Below are 19,954 nucleotides of genomic sequence, written 5' to 3'. Positions count from 1 at the left end.
GAGTTGACCGGCCAGTAGGGATGTCCACCGCAGGGACACGCCTGAACAGTTACCGGATTCTTACCCATCCGCATTCCGGGCAAATGTCGCCGGTGACGGTCATTACCCGTGGACGACGGACGTCCGGCGGACGCCGAGGGGACATCCGCCGGACACCGGGACGGAGGTCAGTACGCGCGGGCGACGATCGCGACGTTGCCTTCCTGGTCGTCCGCCTGCGGCACCGAGCCGTCGGCCGCGACGATGCAGCGCACCGTGACGCCCTGCTCGGCCAGCTTGGCCTCGCCCTCCGCGCCGAGGTCGGCCCAGGAGATCCGGCCCCAGCCGGTCGCCGAGGCCTCGACGGCCTCGTCGACGGTCTTGACGTCGACCGTGCGGGACTCGCGGCGCTCGCGGGACTGGCGCAGCAGCAGCGCCTGGTCCTCCTCCAGCACGCCCGGGAGCAGCGCGGCCAAGGCGTCGATGGAGACCGGCTCCTTGCCGCCCGGGATGCGGCGGGCCAGCATCGCGGTGCCGTTCTCCAGGTCGCGCGGGCCGACCTCGATGCGCAGCGGAACGCCCTTGAGCTCCCAGTCGACGGCGCGGCGGCCGAACGGGGTGTCGGTGCGGTCGTCGACCACGACCCGGATGCCGGCGGCCTCCAGCTGGGCGCCGATCTCGCGGACCTTGGCGATGACCGCGTCGTCGCCCTTGATCGCGAGCACGACGGCCTGGACGGCGGCCAGGCGCGGGGGGACCCGCAGGCCGTTGTCGTCACCGTGGGACATGATCAGGCCGCCGACCATGCGGGTCGAGACGCCCCAGGACGTCTGCCAGACGTGCTCGCGCTCGGCGCCCTGCAGCTGGTAGGTGGTGTTGAACGCCTTGGCGAAGTTCTGGCCCAGCTCGTGGCTGGTGCCCATCTGCAGCGCCTTGCCGTCGCCCATCATGCCCTCGAGGGTGAGGGTGTTGATGGCGCCGGCGAAGCGCTCCTTGGCGGTCTTGCGGCCGAGCACGACGTCGATGCCGAGCACGTTGGTCATGAAGTCGCCGTAGACCTGGGTGTGGATCATCGACGCGTAGTCGCGGGCGTCCTCGTAGGTGGCGTGGGCGGTGTGGCCCTCCTGCCAGAGGAACTCGGTGGTGCGCAGGAAGACGCGCGGGCGCAGCTCCCAACGGACCACGTTGGCCCACTGGTTGATCAGCAGGGGCAGGTCGCGGTGGCTCTGCACCCACTTCGAGAAGTACTCGTTGATGATCGTCTCGGAGGTCGGCCGGACGACGACCGGCTCCTCCAGCTGCTTGCCGCCGCCGTGGGTGACCACCGCGAGCTCGGGGGCGAAGCCCTCGACGTGCTCGGCCTCCTTGGTCAGGTAGGACTGCGGGATGAACATCGGGAAGTAGGCGTTCTGCGCGCCGGCCTTCTTGATCCGCGCGTCCATCTCCTGCTGCATCCGCTCCCACAGGCCGTAGCCGTACGGTCGAATGACCATGGTGCCGCGCACCGGACCGTTGTCGGCCAGCTCGGCCTTGTTGATGAGGTCCTGGTACCAGCGCGGGAAGTCTTCCGCCTGAGGGGTGAGAACGGGTGCCTTAGCCATGGGGCGAATGGTACGGGGCCCGGGGCCCCGGTTTCGAATCGGTATCACCGGACGGGGGCGCGCCGCACCGCCGGGCGGGGGCGCACCACCGCGACACCCGCGCACCACCCCGCACCCCTCTGGACGCCGGGCCCGACCCGCTGTTCGCTGGTGTGGGGCGGGACTTTGGGGGAGCCGTAGCAGCACACCGAAGGACCGGATGGGAGGCCGCCATGGCTTCAGCTCGGACGACCGGCACGACCGCACGACCGACCGGCGCACGACCGCACCACCCGCGGACCGGGTCCGCCCGTTCCGCGTGGGCGCGCGACTGGGCGGAGATCCAGGAACGCATGCTGGTACCGCTCTACGAGGCGGTCTACGACCGGCTGGAGGTCGGCCCGGCGACCAGCGTGCTGGGCCTGGGCTGCCGGTCCGGACTGGCCCTGCTGATCGCGGCCGGCCGGGGCGCCCAGGTCGCCGGGCAGGAGCCGCGGGACGAGCTGCGCGAGCTGGCCCACGACCGTCGGCTGCGGGTGTGCGCCGGGTCCGGGACGGCCGCCGCCGTCCCCCGCTCGGCCCATTCGCTGGTGACGGTTTTCGAGCGGCTGCCGGGCGGCGCCGGGTCCGCTCCGGTGGTCGCCGAGGCCGCCCGGCTCACCCTCCCGGGCGGGCACGTGGTGCTGGCCGCCTGGGGCCCGCCGGAGCGCTGCGAGAGCGCACCGGTGCTGGACGTGGCCCGGCGGATGGCGGGCCGGACCACCGCGCGCGACCCGTTCGAGCTGAGCGTGCCCGGCGCGCTGGAGGACCTGCTCGCCCCGGCCGGTCTGCGCCCGGCCGGCAGCGGCCGGGTGAGCTGCCCGTTCGCCTACGCCGACCTCGACAGCGCGGTGCGCGGCCTGCTCTCCACCGGCCTGTTCGAACCGGCCGAGGAGTTCTCCGGCGCCTCGCTGGTGGTCAAGGAGCTGGAGGAGGCGCTCCAGCCGTACCTGCGCGCGGACGGCTCCGTGCGGATGGAGAACCTGTTCCGGTACCTGGTCGCCGAGCGGCCACGCTAACCGGGGGCGCCCGCCACCATGGCGAGCGCCCCCGGCACCCTGCTTCACGCCTGGTCGATCGACTTCCCGTCGGCCCCGTCGGGACCGCCAGGTCCCTCGGACCCGCCAGGTCCCTCGGACCCGTCGGAGCCCGCAGACCCGTCGGAGCCCGCAGAGCCGTCGGAACCCGCCGAGGCCACCTCCCGCGGCACCCCCGCCGCCCGGTACGCCGCCTCCTCGTCCAGCGTCTCCGCCTCCAGCAGCGCCGCCGCCAGCGCGTCCAGCCGGTGCCGCTGCTCGGTCAGGATCCGCACCGCGTCGTCGTAGCACTCGGAGACGATCCGCCGGGCCTCCTCGTCCACCGCGTCCAGGGTGGTCGGGGCGGCGGAGAGCCCGTACGCGCCCTGCGGGTCGGAGGGCACCGCGGTGAGCCGGCCGACCCGCTCGCTCATCCCCCAGCGCCCGGCCATCCCGCGGGCGATGTTGGTGACCTGCTCCAGGTCGCTCTCCGCACCGGTGGTGATCACCCCGTAGACCACCTGCTCGGCCGCCATGCCGCCGAGCGCGCCGATGATCCGGCCGCGCAGGTAGGGCTCGGTGTACGAGTAGCGGTCGTTCTCCGGGGTGGAGAGGGTGACGCCGAGCGCCCGGCCGCGCGGCACGATGGTGATCTTGCGGACCGGATCCGCGCCGGGCTGGAGCATGCCCAGCAGCGCGTGCCCGCTCTCGTGGTAGGCCGTCCGCTCGCGCTCCTCCTGCGGCATCACCAGCGGCCGCACCGCACCGAGCTGGACCTTCTCCAGGGCGTCCGAGAGGTCCCGCTCGTTGACCGCGTCCTGCTTGCGCTTGACGGCCAGCAGCGCGGCCTCGTTGACCAGGTTGGCGAGCTCGGCGCCGGTCATCCCCGGGGTGACCTTGGCCAGCTGGTTGAGGTCGGCGTCGCCGGACAGCGGGACGCTGCGGCTGTGGATGCGCAGGATCGCGGCGCGGCCCTCCCGGTCGGGCGGGCTGACGGTGATCCGCCGGTCGAAGCGGCCGGGGCGCAGCAGGGCCGGGTCGAGCACGTCCGCCCGGTTGGTGGCGGCGATCACGATGACGCCCTCGGAGCCGGTGAAGCCGTCCATCTCGGTGAGGATCTGGTTGAGGGTCTGCTCGCGCTCGTCGTGGCCGCCCATGCCGCCGCCGGCGCCGCGCTGGCGGCCGATGGTGTCGATCTCGTCGATGAAGATGATCGCCGGGGCGACCTTGCGGGCCTCGGCGAACAGTTCGCGGACCCGGCTGGCGCCGACGCCGACGATCATCTCGATGAACTCGGAGGCGGAGGCGGAGAAGAACGGCACGTTCGCCTCGCCGGCCACGGCCCGGGCCAGCAGGGTCTTGCCGGTTCCGGGCGGGCCGCTCAGCAGCACCCCGCGCGGCATCTTGGCGCCGAGCCTGCGGTACCGCTCGGGGTTCTTCAAGTAGTCGACGACCTCGGTGAGTTCGGCCTCGACCTCGTCGATGCCGGCCACGTCGGCGAAGGTGGTGCGGCGGCCCTCCTCGGCGGTGACCGGCTTGGGCGGCGCCTTGCGGCCGAGCGGCCCGCCGCCGAGCCCGCCGGCCATCCGGCGGGCGAGCAGCACCCAGATGAAGACCAGCAGCAGCATCGGGGCGAGCGAGAGCAGCAGGTTGGTGAGGAAGCTGCGCTGCTGGACCGGCGAGGTGGCGGTGACCTCGACGCCCTGCTGCTGCAGGGTGGTCCAGAGGTTGTCGCCCGCGAAGGAGGGCCGCTGGGTGTCGAACTCGGTGTACTCGCCCTTGCCGCCGTCCGGCTTGGGCTGGGCCGACTTGAGGGTGCCCTCGATCGCGTCGCCCTTGGCGTAGATCTTGGTGATGTTGCCCTTGTTCAGCTGGTTGTTGAACTCGGTGTACGAGATCGTGGTGGCACCGGCGGGGCCGAAGAAGGACAGCAGCAGGTCCGAGATCAGGAACACCACGAGGGCGGTGAGGGCGAGGCCCACCCATCCGCCGGGCATCCGGCGCTTGGGCGGCGGCGGAGGTGGAGCGCCCTCCGAACGCCAGGGCTGGTCGGGTGTCTGACGTGGCGGCACGGGTTCGGTCACCCGTCGGACAATACGGACAGGCGCTCGGGCGAGCCAATCGCAACGCCGCGCCCGGACCTCCGCACGCCCCCGCCCGGGCCGCCCGACCAGCGGCTATGCGGTCCCACCAACGGCTATGCCGTCGCGCCCGGCCACTCCTCGGCGGTCAGCGCGAACCGCTCGTGGTCGCGCCAGTCCCCCTGGAGGAACAGCATCCGCGGGGAGAAGCCCTCGTGCCGGAACCCCAGCCGCCTGGCCATCGCGACCGAGCGCTCGTTGTCCGGCTGGACGTTGATCTCCAGCCGGTGCAGCCCCAGCCCGTTGGCCGACTGCGGGGCGAAGCAGCGGTCCACGACCAGCCGCATGCCCTCGGTCATCCGCCCGGTGCCGTTGAACGGGAGGTACGAGTCGTAGCCGAGCGTGGCGTTGCAGAACCGGCTCATCACGATGTTGGCGACGTTCACCTTGCCGACCAGTCCGCCGGTGTCCCGGTCGAGGATCAGGAAGGTGCGCAGCCCGGACCCCTGGCGCTTCAGCAGGTCGGGCAGTCCGTCCGGCTCGACCGGGTTCCACCGGCCGATGTGTTCGGCGGACCGCCGGACCGCCTCGGCGTACGCGGCCGTGTCCTCGGCCCTCGGGGCCCTGATCATCACTCGCATGCCCCCATCATCGGACACGCGATCGGCCCGCCGCCCGGAAACACCGGGCGGCGGGCCGACCAAAATCGATCAAGGCCGATCGCCGTCGATCAGAGGATGATCGGATGGCTATCGGATGGTGATCAAGGACTACAGCATGTCCTTGAACTCCTTGGGCAGTTCGAAGTCGGCCGGGCCCTTGCCCGCGCCGAGGCCGAACGCGCCGCCGTCCGCCGGGGCCTGGCCGGCGCCCGGGCCGAGCGCGCGGCGCTGGGCGGCCTCGGCCTCCTCCTGCGCGCGCTTCAGCGGGTTGCCGCTCTTGCGCTTGCCCTTGGCCTGCGGGGCCTTCTTGGCGGACTTCTTCCCGCCGCCGCCCATGCCCGGGATCCCCGGCATGCCGGGAACGCCCTTGCCGGAGGCCATCGCGGACATCATCTTGCGGGCCTCGAAGAACCGCTCGACCAGGTTCTTCACCTCGCCGACCTGGACACCGGAGCCCTTGGCGATGCGGGCCCGGCGGGAGCCGTTGATCAGCTCCGGCTCGGCGCGCTCGGCCGGGGTCATCGACTTGATGATCGCGCCGACCCGGTTGACGTCCTTGTCGTCGATGTTGTTGATCTGGTCCCGGATCTGGCCCATGCCGGGCAGCATGCCGAGCAGCTTGGAGATCGAGCCCATCTTCTGGACCTGCTCCAGCTGGGACAGGAAGTCGTCCAGGGTGAACTGCTTCGGGCCGCCGCGCAGCTTGGCGGCGATCTTCTCCGCCTCGGCCTGCGAGAAGGTCTGCTCGGCCTTCTCGATCAGCGAGAGGACGTCACCCATGCCGAGGATGCGCGAAGCCATCCGGTCCGGGTGGAAGGCGTCGAAGTCGTCGACCTTCTCGCCGTTGGAGGCGAACATGATCTGCCGGCCGGTGACGTGCGCGACCGACAGGGCCGCACCACCGCGGGCGTCGCCGTCGAGCTTGGAGAGCACCACACCGGTGAAGTCGACGCCGTCGAGGAAGGCCTGCGCGGTGGTGACCGCGTCCTGGCCGATCATCGCGTCGACGACGAACAGGACCTCGTCCGGGTTCACCGCGGCGCGGATGTCGGCGGCCTGCTGCATCAGCTCGGCGTCGATGCCCAGGCGGCCGGCGGTGTCGACGACGACGACGTCGTACTGCTTCTGCTTGGCGTACTCGATCGAGTCCTTGGCCACCTGCACCGGGTCGCCGACGCCGTTGCCCGGCTGCGGGCCGTAGAAGGCCACGCCGGCGCGCTCGGCGACCACCTGGAGCTGGTTGACCGCGTTGGGGCGCTGGAGGTCGCAGGCGACCAGCAGCGGGGTGTGCTTCTGCTTCTTCAGCCAGTGGCCGAGCTTGCCCGCGAGGGTGGTCTTGCCGGCGCCCTGGAGACCGGCGAGCATGATCACCGTCGGGCCGCTCTTGGCGAACCGCACCCGGCGGGTCTCGCCGCCGAGGATCGCGATGAGCTCCTCGTTGACGATCTTGATGATCTGCTGCGCCGGGTTCAGCGCACCGGAGACCTCGGCACCGAGCGCCCGCTCCTTGACCTGCTTGATGAAGGCCCGGACGACCGGCAGCGCGACGTCCGCCTCCAGCAGCGCGATGCGGATCTCGCGGGCGGTGGCGTCGATGTCCGCCTCGCTCAGGCGGCCCTTGCCCCGGAGGTTCTTGAACGTCGCTGCGAGGCGATCGGAAAGGGTGTCGAACACGTCGTCGCGGGTCCTCTGCGGCATCGGTATCGGTACGGTCGTCGCCCCCCAGGGTATCCGGCCGCCCCGGGTACGGTCTCCACCCCCGTGCGGAACCCCGGTCCGCGGCCCCCGCCCGGGTCCCGTCCACGGCCCCGCACCAGGCCCGGAGTGGCGCTCGGCCCAGCGAGGATCCGGTGTTCGGCCCGGCGCGGACCGGCGCTCGGCCCGCCCCGGACCGATGCTCAGGCCAGCGCGGCCCGGACCGCCGCCGCCACCTCGCCGGCCCGCGCGGCGGTCAGCGGGCGGCCCGCCTCGTCGGTCAGGTAGAACGAGTCGACGGCCTCCGCGCCCAGCGTGGAGACGTGCGCCGTGCGCACCCGGACGCCCGCCCCGTCCAGCGCCCGGCCGATCCGGTGCAGCAGCCCGGGGGCGTCGTGCGCGCGGACCTCCAGCACGGTCGCGGTAGCCGAGGCCACCGCGGGTGCCACCGCGACCAGCGGCGGCGGGGTGGGGATGCCCCGGCGGCGCGGGGCGGCGGCGTCCCGCTCGGCGAGACGGCGGGCGACGTCCAGCGAGCCGTCCAGCGCCCGGCGCAGGTCGGCCCGCAGCCGGGCCGCCTCGGGCAGCTCGCCGTACTCGGCCGCCACCCGCCAGGACAGCAGCAGCACCGGCCCGGCGCCCGCCGGGTCCAGCTCGCGCAGTCCGGCCGAGCGGACGGCCAGCCGGTGCAGCGCGAGCACCCCGGCCGCGGTGCCGAGCAGCCCGGGACGGTCCGGGACGGCCAGGTTCAGCTCGACTCCCATCGGCTCGGCGCCCGGCTCCGCCCCCTCCGACCGGGCCAGCAGCGACAGCGCCGGCTGCCCGGTCCGGGCGGCCTCGACCGCGAGCCGCTCCTGCTCGGCGGTCGGCGCCGCCTCCACCGGCGGGACGCCCGCCCCGGCCAGCCGGTCCGTCGCCCGGGCCACCAGGCCGTCCACCAGCGAGGCCCGCCAGCCGCTCCACGCGGCAGGGCCGGTGGCCAGCGCGTCCGCCTCGGTGAGCGCGTGCAGCAGTTCCAGCTCCGGCACGGTGGTGACCACCTTGGTGATCGCCTCGACGGTGGCCGGGTCGTCCGGATCGCGCCGGGTCGCGGTGTCCACCAGGGTCAGGTGGTGGCGGACCAGCACCGCCAGGGTCTCGGTGTCCTCGGGGCCGAAGCCCATCCGGGCGCCGAGGTCGCGGACGATCACCTCGCCGGCCTCGCTGTGGTCCCCCGGCCAGCCCTTGCCGATGTCGTGCAGCAGAGCGGCGACCAGCAGCAGGTCCGGCCGGGCCACCCGGCGGGTCATCGCGGCGGCCCGCACCGCCGTCTCCACCAGGTGCCGGTCCACCGTCCAGCGGTGCACCGCGTTGCGCTGCGGGCGGCAGCGCACCCGTTCCCAGTCCGGCAGCAGCCGGCGGACCAGCCCCTCCGCCTCCAGCGCCTCCCACACCGGGACGGCCGACTCCCCCGCGCCCAGCAGGGTGACCAGCTGCTCGCGCGCCTCGTCCGGCCAGGGCACCGGCAGCGGGCGGCACTCGGCGGCCAGCCGGCGCACCGTGGCGTACGAGACGGTCAGCCCGTTCTGCGCGGCGGCCGCCGCGGCACGCAGCGGCAGCACCGGGTCGGCGGCCGGGCGGGCGCCCTGGGCGAGCACCGCCTCGCCGTCCTGCTCGACCACGCCCTCGGCGAGCGGCCGCCGCTCGACCGTGCCCCGGGCCACCGCGCCGGTGCCGCGTCCGGCGCCGCCGAACGGGATGCCCAGCCGGCGCACCCGCCGGCCCCGGTCGCCGCGGGCCGCGAGCACCCGGTCCACCGCCCGCCAGGTGACGTCGCCCGCGTACGCGACGGTGCGGGCGGCCTCGTAGACCTGGCGCAGCAGGGTGTCGGCGTCCAGCACCCCGAGCCGCTCGGCGACCTGGTCCTGGTCCTGGAGGCTGAGCCGGTCGGTGGCCCGGCCGGTGGCCAGGTGCAGGGCGTCCCGCACGTCGGCCAGCCGCTGCGCGGCGGCGTCCAGGCCGTCCCGGGGCGCGTCGGCCAGCCAGGTGGCGGCGATCGCGTCCAGCGCCACGACGTCGCGCAGGCCGCCGCGGGCCTCCTTGAGGTCGGGTTCCAGCAGGAAGGACAGCTCACCGTGCCGTTCGGCCCGCTCGCGGCCCAGCTCGCGCAGCTCCGGCAGGCGCGCGGGCGCGCTCGCGCGCCAGTCGGTGAGCACCGCGGAGCGCAGCGCGTCGGTGAGCGCCCGGTCCCCGGCGAGGTGACGGGCGTCCAGCAGGCCGAGCTGGGCCTTGAGGTCGGAGGCGGCGACCGCGCGGGCCTCCGCGACGGTGCGCACCGCGTGGTCGAGCTTGGCGCCCGAGTCCCAGACCGGGTACCAGATCCGCTCGGGCAGCTCCCGGGCGATCGGGCCGTCGTGCAGCAGCAGGACGTCCAGGTCGCTGCGCGGGGACAGCTCGCCGCGCCCGTAGCCGCCGACCGCGACCAGCGCGACGCCGGGCGGGGCTCCGGCGGCCGCGAGCAGCCCGGTCAGCCAGTCGTCGGTGAGCCGGGCCAGCGCCCGGCGGCGGGGCCGGCCGCCCGGGCCGGGGCCGGCGAGCAGCGCGGCCCGGGCGGCGCAGTGGCCGGCGGGGTCGGCGGGGTCGGAGGGGGCGGTCTCGGTGGTCATGCGCGTGGGTCCCGTCCGTCGTGCTGGTGAACCGTCCTGCTGGTGAACCGTCCTGCCGGTGCGCCGTCCCCACGGGATGGGCGTCCGACCGGGTGGAGCGGCCGGAGGTGGAGCGTGGCGGGGTGGAGCGTGCGGGGGGAGCGGCCGGGTGCGGAATGAAGGGCGAGCGCACCCCGTTCCGCCGCCCGGACGACGCCGGTACGCCGTCGGGCGGACCCGCACCCTTCCGGGTGAACGGGCCCGCCGTCCGCTGCGGGCTGTCGGCCGTCGGGCTACAAGGCGTCCGGGCCGCGCTCGCCGGTGCGGACCCGTACGGCGGTGTCGACCGGCACGCTCCACACCTTGCCGTCGCCGATCTTCCCGGTCCGGGCCGCCTTCACCAGGACGTCGATCAGGTCCTCGGCGTCCTCGTCCTCGACCAGGACCTCGATCCTGACCTTCGGTACCAGGTCCACGGTGTACTCGGCCCCCCGGTACACCTCGGTGTGGCCGCGCTGGCGGCCGTAGCCGCTGGCCTCGGTGACGGTCAGGCCGTGCACCCCGAAGGCCTGCAGGGCGGCCTTCACCTCGTCGAGTCGGTACGGCTTGATCACGGCGGTGATGAGCTTCATCGGGCGTCGACCTCGGTCTTCTTCTCGGCGGGCTTCACGGCGGACCCGGTGGTGGGGGCCCGTTCGGCGGCGGGCGTCGCGGCGACCGGCTCCGCAGCGGCGGCCTGTTCGGCGGCGGGCGTCGCGGCAGCGGCGGCCAGGCCCGGCAGGGCCCGGGCCAGACCCGCCCCCACGGCGCTGAAATCGTAGGCGGACTCGGCGTGTTCGGCCTGGTCGATGCCGGCCACCTCGACCTCCCCGGCGACCCGGAAGCCGACCAGCCGGTCGACCGCCTTGGCCAGCAGCCAGGACAGCACGAAGGAGTACGCCGCGACCACCGCCACGCCCATCGCCTGCTTGCCCAGCTGCCCGATCCCGCCCCCGTAGAACAGGCCCTTGACCTCCTGGCCGACCCCACCGGTGGCGAACAGGCCGACCAGCAGCGAGCCGACCGCCCCGCCGACCGCGTGCACGCCCACCACGTCGAGCGAGTCGTCGAAGCCCCAGCGGTACTTGAGCGACACGGCGGCGCAGCAGACGGCGCCCGCGACCAGCCCTATCGCGACCGCGCCGAGCGGGCTCACCGAGCCGCAGGCCGGGGTGATCGCGACCAGTCCGGCCACCGCTCCGGAGGCGGCGCCCAGCGTGGTGAAGGCGCCGTGCTTGAGCCTCTCGTAGACCAGCCAGCCGACCAGGGCCGCGCCGGTGGCGACCTGGGTGTTGACCATCGCCATCGCGGCGACGCCGTTGGCGGCCAGCGCCGAGCCCGCGTTGAAGCCGAACCAGCCGAACCAGAGCAGCCCCGAGCCGAGCATCACCAGCGGCAGGCTGTGCGGGCGCATCGGGTCCTTCTTGAAGCCGATCCGCTTGCCCAGCACCAGGCAGAGCGCCAGCCCGGCGACGCCCGCGTTGATGTGCACGGCGGTGCCGCCGGCGAAGTCGATCACGCCGTTGCGGTCGCCCAGCCAGCCGCCCCGGCCACCGTCGAAGAAGAACACCCAGTGCGCGACCGGGAAGTAGACGATCGTCACCCAGAGCGCGATGAACAGGCCCCAGGCGGCGAATCTCGCCCGGTCCGCGACGGCGCCGCTGATCAGCGCCGGAGTGATGACCGCGAACATCAGCTGGAAGAGCGCGAAGGCGGTGACCGGGATGGTGCCGGTCAGCTCGTCGATGCCGAGGCCGCGCATCCCGAGGTGGTCCAGGTCGCCGATCAGGCCGGCGAAGGAGTCGGACCCGAAGCTGAGCGAGTAGCCGTAGAGGACCCACAGCACGCTGACGATGCCGAGCGAGAGGAAGCTCATCGCCAGCATGTTCAGCGTGCTCTTGGCCCTGACCATGCCCCCGTAGAAGAAGGCCAGCCCTGGGGTCATCAGCATGACCAGGGCCGCACTGATGAGTACGAAGGCGGTGTCGCCCGCACTGAAGCCGTCCGGCATCGGCGTCTCCTCTGCGTCCAGGCCGATCCGCACCCGGGGACCCGTCCCGTGGTGTCACCGGGGCGTCGGCGTTGAGGAGGAGCGTGCCGAAGGCTGGTTTCGGCCGGTGCGACCGGTTGTTTCACCGCCGTGACGCGTGCGACGCGCGGGTTACGGCTGCGTGAACCGCCGCCGCGCCGCCGGGCACCGGAGCCGCCGCCAACCGCCGCCGGACAGGCCACCGACCGTGGCGGCGGCGGCCGCCACGGTCGGTGGAGCTTCCTCGGAGGGCCCCCGGCCGGGCCGGTCAGACCACCGAGACGAACTCCGGGATGTCCTGGACCACCCGCTCCTTGAGCCGGCTCACCGCGTCCACGCCCTTGAACCGGGCCGCCGCGGCCTCCGTGGTCTTGCGCACCCGGGAGTTCAGCCGCTCCGAGCGCACCTTGGTGGCGATGTCCACCGCCTGCTCGGCCATCACCGCGGCCTGCTCGGCCTCCTTCTGCAGCAGGTGGACGCTGGCCATGCCGATCAGGTTGAAGGCGTACGAGCGCACGTGGTCGGCGTCCTGGCGGAACAGGTCGACCGCGCGCTCCATCACCGGCGCGGACATCGAGGCGTAGAGCTCGGCGTTGTCCGAGTGGTACGCGAGGTCGCGGAAGGAGTGCGCGTTCTCGGCGTTCAGCTCGGCCGGCGAGAAGAACTTCAGCCAGTCCGGCTCCTGGTCCCCGTCCCGGATGTCGGTGAAGGTGTCCTCGGCCAGCCGGACCGCCCGGGCGCAGCGGTTGACCTCGCCGATGGTGGCGTAGGCGCGCGCCTCCATCGCGTACAGCAGGGACTGCTGGCGCGGGGTGGCGGCGTCGCGGCTGCCGTACTGGGCGAGGTGGATGAGCTCCAGGGCGTCCTCGCCCCGGTTGAGGTGGATCATCTGGCGGCTCATGTCGGTGAGGATCAGCGCGCCGAACGGGCGGTCGCCGGCCTCCTTGGCCGCGTGCAGGGCGAGCACGTAGTACTTCTGCGCGCTCGGGTGCATCCCGACGTCGTACGACATCCACCCGGCCAGGTGGGCGAGTTCGGCGGTGAGCCGGAACAGCCGCTTGGTGGTGTCCTCGCTGTACGTCTCCTGGAGCAGGTCGGTGACCTCGTGCAGCTGGCCGACGACGGCCTTGCGGCGCAGCCCGCCGCCGTTCTGCGCGTCCCACTGCCGGAACATGACCGTGGTCTGCTCGAGCAGTTCGAGCTCCGGTTCGGAGAGCCGGCCGGTGAACGCCTCGCCGCCGTTGGCCGCGGTGAGGATCGGGGTGGGCACGCCGGTCGGGCCGGGGGCGAGCCAGCGCTGCATCGGCTCGATCAGCGCGGCGCCCGCGGTCAGCGCGAGAGAGGTACCGAGGAAGCCCCGGCGGTTGAGCATGAGGTCGCTGCGGGAGTAGTCGCTGATCAGCTGGACGGTCTGCGGGCCGCTCCACGGCAGGTCGACGCCGCCGCCCACGGTCGAGACCGGGATCGCGGCGCGCAGGCCGAGGTCCTCGATCGAGACCACCGAGCCGAACCGTTCGGAGAAGAGTTCCGACATGATCTTGGGAATCGGCTCGCGGGGCTGCTCGCCGTCGAGCCAGCGGCGCACCCGCGAGGTGTCGGTGGAGACGTGGTGGGCGCCGATCTGCCGGGCCCGGCGGTTGACCTGGCGGGCCAACTCGCCCTTGGACCAGCCGCTGCGGGCGAACCACGTGGTCAGCTTCTCATTCGGTTGCTTCTCTGCCATGGGTAACGTCCCCATCCCGCCCGGCCCCTAGCGGGGCCCCCGATCGTGACCGCCCGACGGTTGCGGGCTCTTGCCAGACGTGCCGTGCCTGAGGTGCTGCCGTGCCGCGGAGCTGCCGGACCCGCGGCACCCTCGCACTGGTGTGCCATCGTTGCGGACGATCCGTCAGGTTCCCAACTCCCGCTCCTCGACGGCCCGGAACAGACTCCTCGACGACATCCGCGTGCTGAACGTAATGCCCCGCGAGGGGCCCGTGGGAGCGGCCCTGGCGAAACGCCACCTTTCGCCACCCCCAGGAGTGAACCGAAGCCCGGGGGCACACGCTTCACTTAGGGAGTCCCGACGGTCCGGCATATGCGGGCCGCCAAGTCCCCCGGCGCCTCCCGGAGGACCCGGCGGAGTCCACAACCCACCGCAGCCACAGGCGAGTTCACCGTCCACTCGGGACGGCGACAGTCTCACGAACACGACGATCCGGCATCGGCGCCGCCCCCACAAGGCGGCGCCCGAGGCGCACCGGCGGAACAGGCGCACATCGCGCGCTGCGCGCCGCCACCGCACTACGCACCACACAGCTGACAATCAACACACAGTCACCGTCCCGTAACCATCGGCAACGAGAACCTGTTGGGGGAGGCATGGACAACCTGTTCGGCGAACTTCGACTGGGGCACCTGCGGCTGGCACCGCTGGGCGCGCGCCGCCGCACCAAGGTCACCGCGTCCCAGGCCGCCGCGGAGTACACCGGCCGCTGGGGCTGGGCGGTCACGACCGGCGACCCGGCCGCCGGCACCCCGGTCACCGGCGCCACCGCCCCGACCCGCTGTCCCTGCGGCTCCCCCCGCTGCGCCGCGCCCGGCCTGCACCCCGTGCCGGGCGGCGGCGGCCGGGCCCGCGCCGCCCGCGCCGAGACCTCGGTGCTGTTCCCCACCGGCCGCGCCTTCGACGTCCTGGACGTCCCCGAGCAGGCCGGCCTCCAGGCGCTGGTCCGGCTGGAGCGGATGGGGACGCAGGTCGGCCCGGTGCTCGCCGCCCCCACCGGCCGGCTCCAGTTCCTGGTCGCCGCCGGCACCGCCCGGCGCCTGCCCGACCTGCTGTACCGGATGGGCTGGGACGACGCCGCGCTCGACCTGACCTGCCACGGCGAGGGCAGCTACGTCGCCGCTCCGCCCACCGTCCTCGACGGCCTCGGCCCGGTCCGCTGGCTGCGCCGCCCCACCCGCGACAACGCGGGCTGCCCGCCGGAGGCGCGGCTGCTGCTCGGCACCCTCGCCTACGCCTGCCACCGCAGCCGGGAGCGCACCGCCGAACCGGCCTGGATGGCCTCCTGACCGGCCCGCCGGTCCCGGGGCGCACCGACCCGCCCGGCCACGGGTACGCGAAAGGGCCCGCCCCGGCAGGGGGCGGGCCCTTCGTACGGCCTTCGCGCGGGCTGCGTCAGTCCCCGATCAGCGCGTCCACGAACGCCCCCGGCTCGAACGGAGCCAGGTCGTCCGCGCCCTCGCCCAGGCCGATCAGCTTGACCGGTACGCCCAGCTCGCGCTGGACCGCGACCACGATGCCGCCCTTGGCGGTGCCGTCCAGCTTGGTCAGCACGATGCCGGTGATGTCGACCACCTCGGCGAACACCCGGGCCTGGATCAGGCCGTTCTGGCCGGTGGTGGCGTCCAGCACCAGCAGCACCTCGTCCACCGGGCCGTGCTTCTCGACGACCCGCTTGACCTTGCCCAGCTCGTCCATCAGGCCGGTCTTGGTGTGCAGGCGGCCGGCGGTGTCGACCAGCACGGTGTCCGCGCCCTCGGCGATGCCCTCCTTGACCGCGTCGAAGGCGATCGAGGCCGGGTCGCCGCCCTCCGGGCCGCGCACGGTGCGCGCCCCGACCCGCTCGCCCCAGGTCTGGAGCTGGTCGGCGGCGGCGGCACGGAAGGTGTCGGCGGCGCCGAGCACCACCTTGCGGCCGTCGGCGACCAGGACGCGGGCCAGCTTGCCGGTGGTGGTGGTCTTGCCGACGCCGTTGACGCCGACCACCAGGACCACCGCCGGGCCCTCCTCGTGCTTGGTGGAGCGCACGGCGCGGTCGGAGTCCTTGCCGACCAGCTCGACCAGCTCCTCGCGCAGCAGCGCGCGCAGCTCGTCGGGCGTCCGGGTGCCGAGCACCTTCACCCGGGTGCGCAGCCGCTCGACCAGCTCCTGGGTCGGCGCGACGCCGACGTCGGCGGTGAGCAGCGTCTCCTCGATCTCCTCCCAGGTGTCCTCGTCCAGGTGCTCCCGGGAGAGCAGCGAGAGCAGGCCCTTGCCGAGCGAGTTCTGCGAGCGGGAGAGCCGCGAGCGCAGCCGGACCAGCCGGCCGGCGGTGGGCTCGGGGACCTCGACGGCGGGCGCCGCCTCGGCCTCGGCCGGCGCGACCTCGACGGCCTCGGGGGCCTCGGCCTCCGCCGGGAGTTCCACCTCCTCGATGGTGCGGCGGGGCGCCTCGGTCGGCGGCGCGGACTCCTCGCCGACCTGGGGCTCCCGCGGGGTGGGCTTCGGCGCCGTGATGACCGGCGCCTGCGACTTCGGGGGCAGCTGCTGGCGTCGTCTGCCGGAAACGACGAGGCCCGCGATCGCGCCGACGGCGACCACGGCGATGACTACGGCAAGGATCACGTATTCCATAACCGCTCCAGTATCCGCGACCGGAGCCCGGATGGACCGCAGCCGCTCTACACCGATGCGGTTCGCGCGGCCCGGGGCCGCGCTTCCCGGTGCCCTGCCCCGGCCTGGCGGCCGGGAGGTGTCCCCGTGCGCAGCCGCTGGCTGATCACCTGCGAGATGCCGTCGCCCTTCATGGTCACGCCGTAGAGGGCGTCGGCCGACTCCATGGTGAGCTTCTGGTGGGTGATCACGATCAGCTGGGAGCTCTCCCGCAGCTCCTCCATGATCCCGACCAGCCGGCGCAGGTTGGTCTCGTCCAGCGCCGCCTCCACCTCGTCCATCACGTAGAACGGGCTGGGCCGGGCCTTGAAGATCGCCACCAGCAGCGCCACCGCGGTCAGCGAGCGCTCGCCGCCGGACAGCAGCGACAGCCGCTTGACCTTCTTGCCCGGCGGGCGGGCCTCCACCTCGACCCCGGTGCCGAGCATGTCGTCCGGGTCGGTCAGCACCAGCCGGCCCTCCCCGCCCGGGAAGAGCCGGGCGAAGACGCCCTCGAACTGGGCGGCGGTGTCGTGGTACGCCGAGGTGAACAGCTGCTCGACCCGCTGGTCCACGTCCCGGACGATGTCCAGCAGGTCGCGCCGGCTGCGCTTGAGGTCGTCCAGCTGCTCGCCGAGGAACCGGTGGCGCTCCTCCAGCGCGGTGAACTCCTCCAGCGCCAGCGGGTTGACCTTGCCGAGCTGCTGGTACGCCTTCTCGGCCGCCCGCAGCCGCTTCTCCTGCTCGGCCCGGACGTACGGGTACGGCGCCCCCGGCTCCCGGCCTTCCGCGCCTTCCGCGCCTCCCGCGCCGGCGGCGTCGGCGCCCTCCGCCGCGGACGACGGCGGGACGGGCTGGTCCGGACCGTACCCGGCGACCAGCTCGCCGCCGTCGATGCCGAACTCCTCCAGCGCACGGGCCTCCAGCTGCTCGATCCGCAGCCGCTTCTCGGCGCGCAGCACCTCGTCCCGGTGCCCGGCGTCGACCAGCCTGTCCAGCTCCTCCTTGAGCGCGCGGCCGTGCTCCCGGTGCTCGCGCAGCTCCTGCTCGCGCTCGGTGCGCGCCTGTTCGACGGCCGCCCGCCCGGCGTCCGCGCGGGCCAGCGACACCTCCAGGCAGGCCAGCAGCTGCCGGGCGCCCGCCGCGACGGCGTTCGCCACCGAGGCGTCGTGCTCGGCGCGCCGGCGGCGCTCGGCGGTCCGGGCGCGCGCCTCGCGCTCGGCGCGGGCGGCCCGGTCCAGCTGGTCGGCCCGGCCGGTCAGGGCGCGGACCCGCTCCTCGTGGGTGCGCACCGCGAGCCGGGCCTCCAGTTCGGCCTGCCGGGCGGCGCCGGCGGCCTCGGCCAGCCGCTGCTGCTCGGCGGTGTCCGGCTCGTCCTCCCCCGCCTGCGCCGACTCCTCGGCGGCGGCCAGGCGCTGCGCCGACTCCTCGGCGCTGTCGAGCAGTTCGGCCAGCCCCTGCGCGGCCCGCGCGGCGGCGGCCGACAGCCGCCCGGCCTCCCCGGCGGCTGCCCGGGCCTGCCCGCCGAGCCGGCCGAGCGCCCCGGCGACCTGGGCCCGCTCCTTCTCCTCCTGCCGTCGCAGCTCGGCCAGTTGCTCCACCTCGGCGGCCGTCTCCCGCCGCAGCTCGGCGAGTTCGGCCAGCCGCTCGGCCGACTCGGCGCAGCGGGCGGTGAGTTCACCGATCGCCCGGGCCGCCTCGTCCACCGCCGCCTGGGTCTCCAGCAGGCTCGGCGCGCCGCCGGAGCCTCCCTGGGCGAAGCCGGCACCGAGCCTGTCCCCGTCGGCGGTGACGGCACAGAGTCCGGGGTGCGAGGCCACCAGCCGCAGCGCCCGGTCGAGGTCGGCGACCACCGCCACCCCGGCCAGCAGCCGCCGGACCGCACCGATCAACTCGGCTGGGCCGTCCACCAGTTCGGCCGCCCAGCGGGCACCGTCCGGCAGCGGCTCACCGGCTGTCTCCGCCGGGTCGGCGGCACCGGCGATCAGCAGCGCGGCCCGGCCGGCGTCCTCGGCCCGCAGCAGCCGCAGCGCCCCGGCGGCGGCGGACGGCGAGTCGACGGCCACCGCGTCGGCCGCCGCACCGAGCGCCGCGGCGAGCGGCACCTCGTACCCGGCCTCGATCCGCAGCAGCGCGGCCGCCGGGCCGAGCAGCCCGCCCAGCCGCTCCCCCGCGTCGAGCAGCGCGCCGGTGCCGTCCTTGCGGCGCAGCCCGAGGGAGAGCGCCTCGTGCCGCGCGGTCAGCCCGGCCCGCTCGCGCTCGGCGGCGCCGGCCGTCTCCCGGGCCGCGGCGAGCTCCGCCTCGACGGCGGCCAGCCGTTCGCGCGCCCGCCGGTACCGGTCCTCGGCCTGTTCGTCGGCCCCGGCCAGGCCATCGACCTGCTGCTGGAGCTCCTCCAGTTCGCCCTGGGCGGCCTCGGCGCGCAGCAGCGCCTCGTCCCGGGCCTCGGCGAGCCGGCCGGTCTCGGCCTGCGCCGCGGCGGCCCTGGACCGGGCGGCGGCGGCCTGTCCCTGCAGCCGGGCCAGGCCCTCCCGGCGGTCGGCGATCGCCCGGGCGGCGTCCCGCAGCCGGCGCTCCTCGGCGGCCAGCTCCCGCTCCACGCCGTCCTTGCGCTCGACCGCCTCGGCCAGCGCGTACCGCGCCTCCTCCAGCGCCTCGGTCAGCGCGGCCTCCTCCTCGCGGACCCGTTCGGCCTCCCGCTCCAGCTCCTCCGGATCGCGCCCGCGCCGCTCCTCGCCCCGGCCCCCGGCGACGGCGTGCCGGGCTCGGGCCTCGGCCAGCCCGATGGTGCCGCGGGTGCGCTCGGCGAGCGCGGAGAGCCGGTACCAGGTCTGCCGGGCGGTCTCCAGGCCGGGCCCGAGCTGCTGGACCTGCGCCTCCAGGACGCGTTCGCGCTGCACCGCGCGGGCCAGCTCCTGTTCGACGGTGGTGCGGCGCAGCCGCAGCGCCAGTTCGTCCGCGATCTCGGCCTCGACGGCCCGGCGGAGCGCGCACAGGTCGTCGGCGAGCAGCCGCAGCCGGGCGTCGCGCAGGTCGGCCTGGATGCCGGCGGCCCGGCGGGCGATCCGGGCCTGCCGGCCGAGCGGTCCGAGCTGGCGGCGCAGTTCCGCCACCAGGTCCTGGACCCGGTTGAGGTTGGCCTGCATCGCGTCCAGCTTCCGCAGCGCCTTCTCCTTGCGCTTGCGGTGCTTGAGGACGCCGGCCGCCTCCTCGATGAAGGCGCGGCGGCCCATCGGGTCGGCGTGCAGGACGGAGTCGAGCTGCCCCTGCCCGACGATGACGTGCATCTCGCGGCCGATGCCGGAGTCGGAGAGCAGTTCCTGGATGTCCAGCAGGCGGCAGGTCTCGCCGTTGAGCGCGTACTCGCTGCCGCCGTTGCGGAACATCGTCCGGGTGATCGTCACCTCGGAGTAGTCGATCGGCAGGGCGCCGTCACCGTTGTCGATGGTGAGGCTGACCTCCGCGCGGCCGAGCGGGGCGCGCCCGCTGGTCCCGGCGAAGATGACGTCCTCCATCTTGCCGCCGCGCAGCGACTTGGCCCCCTGCTCGCCCATCACCCAGGACAGCGCGTCGACCACGTTCGACTTGCCGGAGCCGTTCGGGCCGACGACGCAGGTGATGCCGGGCTCGAAGCGCAGGGTGGTGCTGGAGGCGAAGGACTTGAACCCGCGCAGCGTCAGACTCTTCAGGTGCACGCGGCCGGTTCCCCTCTATCGCTCACGACGGGAACCGACTGTATCGGGAGCCGGACACGACGAAGGGACGCCACATCCGGGCGTCCCTTGCAAGCTGCGTCCCTTTCGGGGCGGCTCAG

At 74.3% G+C, this 19,954-nt stretch carries 12 protein-coding genes; 2 read left to right on the top strand and 10 right to left on the bottom strand.

Annotation, left to right across the window (positions count from 1 at the left end; genetic code table 11):
• Window positions 1-167 precede the first annotated feature (167 nt).
• Complete coding sequence (gene proS, locus ACFY0X_RS30470) at window positions 168-1,580, bottom strand: proline--tRNA ligase (RefSeq protein ID WP_387759371.1); 1,413 nt, start codon at window positions 1,578-1,580, stop codon at window positions 168-170.
• A 332-nt stretch (window positions 1,581-1,912) separates the two neighbouring features.
• On the opposite strand from proS, the gene ACFY0X_RS30465 reads away from it, so the two are divergent.
• Entirely contained in the window at window positions 1,913-2,617 is a 705-nt protein-coding gene (locus tag ACFY0X_RS30465; RefSeq protein ID WP_387759369.1) for a class I SAM-dependent methyltransferase, read from the top strand.
• Window positions 2,618-2,661: 44 nt separating this feature from the next.
• On the opposite strand, the gene ftsH is transcribed toward ACFY0X_RS30465, so the two are convergent.
• From ftsH to ACFY0X_RS30430, 7 genes are all read right to left on the bottom strand, one after another.
• Entirely contained in the window at window positions 2,662-4,698 is a 2,037-nt protein-coding gene (ftsH, locus tag ACFY0X_RS30460; protein WP_387759367.1) for an ATP-dependent zinc metalloprotease FtsH, read from the bottom strand.
• Window positions 4,699-4,811: 113 nt separating this feature from the next.
• Entirely contained in the window at window positions 4,812-5,336 is a 525-nt protein-coding gene (locus ACFY0X_RS30455; RefSeq protein ID WP_387759365.1) for a GNAT family N-acetyltransferase, read from the bottom strand.
• A 129-nt stretch (window positions 5,337-5,465) separates the two neighbouring features.
• Window positions 5,466-7,031 (bottom strand): signal recognition particle protein, encoded by a 1,566-nt coding sequence (gene ffh / locus ACFY0X_RS30450; RefSeq protein ID WP_387759433.1) that lies wholly within the window; start codon window positions 7,029-7,031, stop codon window positions 5,466-5,468.
• A 224-nt stretch (window positions 7,032-7,255) separates the two neighbouring features.
• Entirely contained in the window at window positions 7,256-9,697 is a 2,442-nt protein-coding gene (locus tag ACFY0X_RS30445; protein WP_387759363.1) for a [protein-PII] uridylyltransferase, read from the bottom strand.
• 272 nt (window positions 9,698-9,969) lie between these two features.
• Complete coding sequence (locus tag ACFY0X_RS30440) at window positions 9,970-10,308, bottom strand: P-II family nitrogen regulator (protein ID WP_359829808.1); 339 nt, start codon at window positions 10,306-10,308, stop codon at window positions 9,970-9,972.
• A complete protein-coding gene (locus tag ACFY0X_RS30435) occupies window positions 10,305-11,726 on the bottom strand; it encodes an ammonium transporter (RefSeq protein ID WP_387759361.1) in 1,422 nt (473 codons plus the stop codon). The genes ACFY0X_RS30440 and ACFY0X_RS30435 overlap by 4 nt, the downstream gene beginning before the upstream one ends.
• Window positions 11,727-12,012: 286 nt before the next feature.
• Window positions 12,013-13,467, bottom strand: coding sequence for a hypothetical protein (locus ACFY0X_RS30430; protein WP_387759360.1), 1,455 nt, complete (start codon window positions 13,465-13,467; stop codon window positions 12,013-12,015).
• A gap of 638 nt (window positions 13,468-14,105) precedes the next feature.
• Here ACFY0X_RS30430 and ACFY0X_RS30425 point away from each other — a divergent pair.
• Window positions 14,106-14,798 (top strand): bifunctional DNA primase/polymerase, encoded by a 693-nt coding sequence (locus ACFY0X_RS30425; protein WP_387759359.1) that lies wholly within the window; start codon window positions 14,106-14,108, stop codon window positions 14,796-14,798.
• Window positions 14,799-14,904: 106 nt separating this feature from the next.
• Here the strand turns inward: ACFY0X_RS30425 and ftsY are convergent, their stop codons facing one another.
• A complete protein-coding gene (gene ftsY, locus ACFY0X_RS30420) occupies window positions 14,905-16,122 on the bottom strand; it encodes a signal recognition particle-docking protein FtsY (RefSeq protein ID WP_387759357.1) in 1,218 nt (405 codons plus the stop codon).
• Between the two features lie 47 nt (window positions 16,123-16,169).
• A complete protein-coding gene (gene smc / locus ACFY0X_RS30415; protein WP_387759356.1) occupies window positions 16,170-19,835 on the bottom strand; it encodes a chromosome segregation protein SMC in 3,666 nt (1,221 codons plus the stop codon).
• Window positions 19,836-19,954 lie beyond the last annotated feature (119 nt).

Origin of the sequence: Kitasatospora sp. NPDC001547 (genome assembly GCF_042894165.1) — a bacterium.
Taxonomy (GTDB): Bacteria; Actinomycetota; Actinomycetes; order Streptomycetales; family Streptomycetaceae; genus Kitasatospora.
This window is presented reverse-complemented; position numbering and strand designations above follow the sequence as displayed.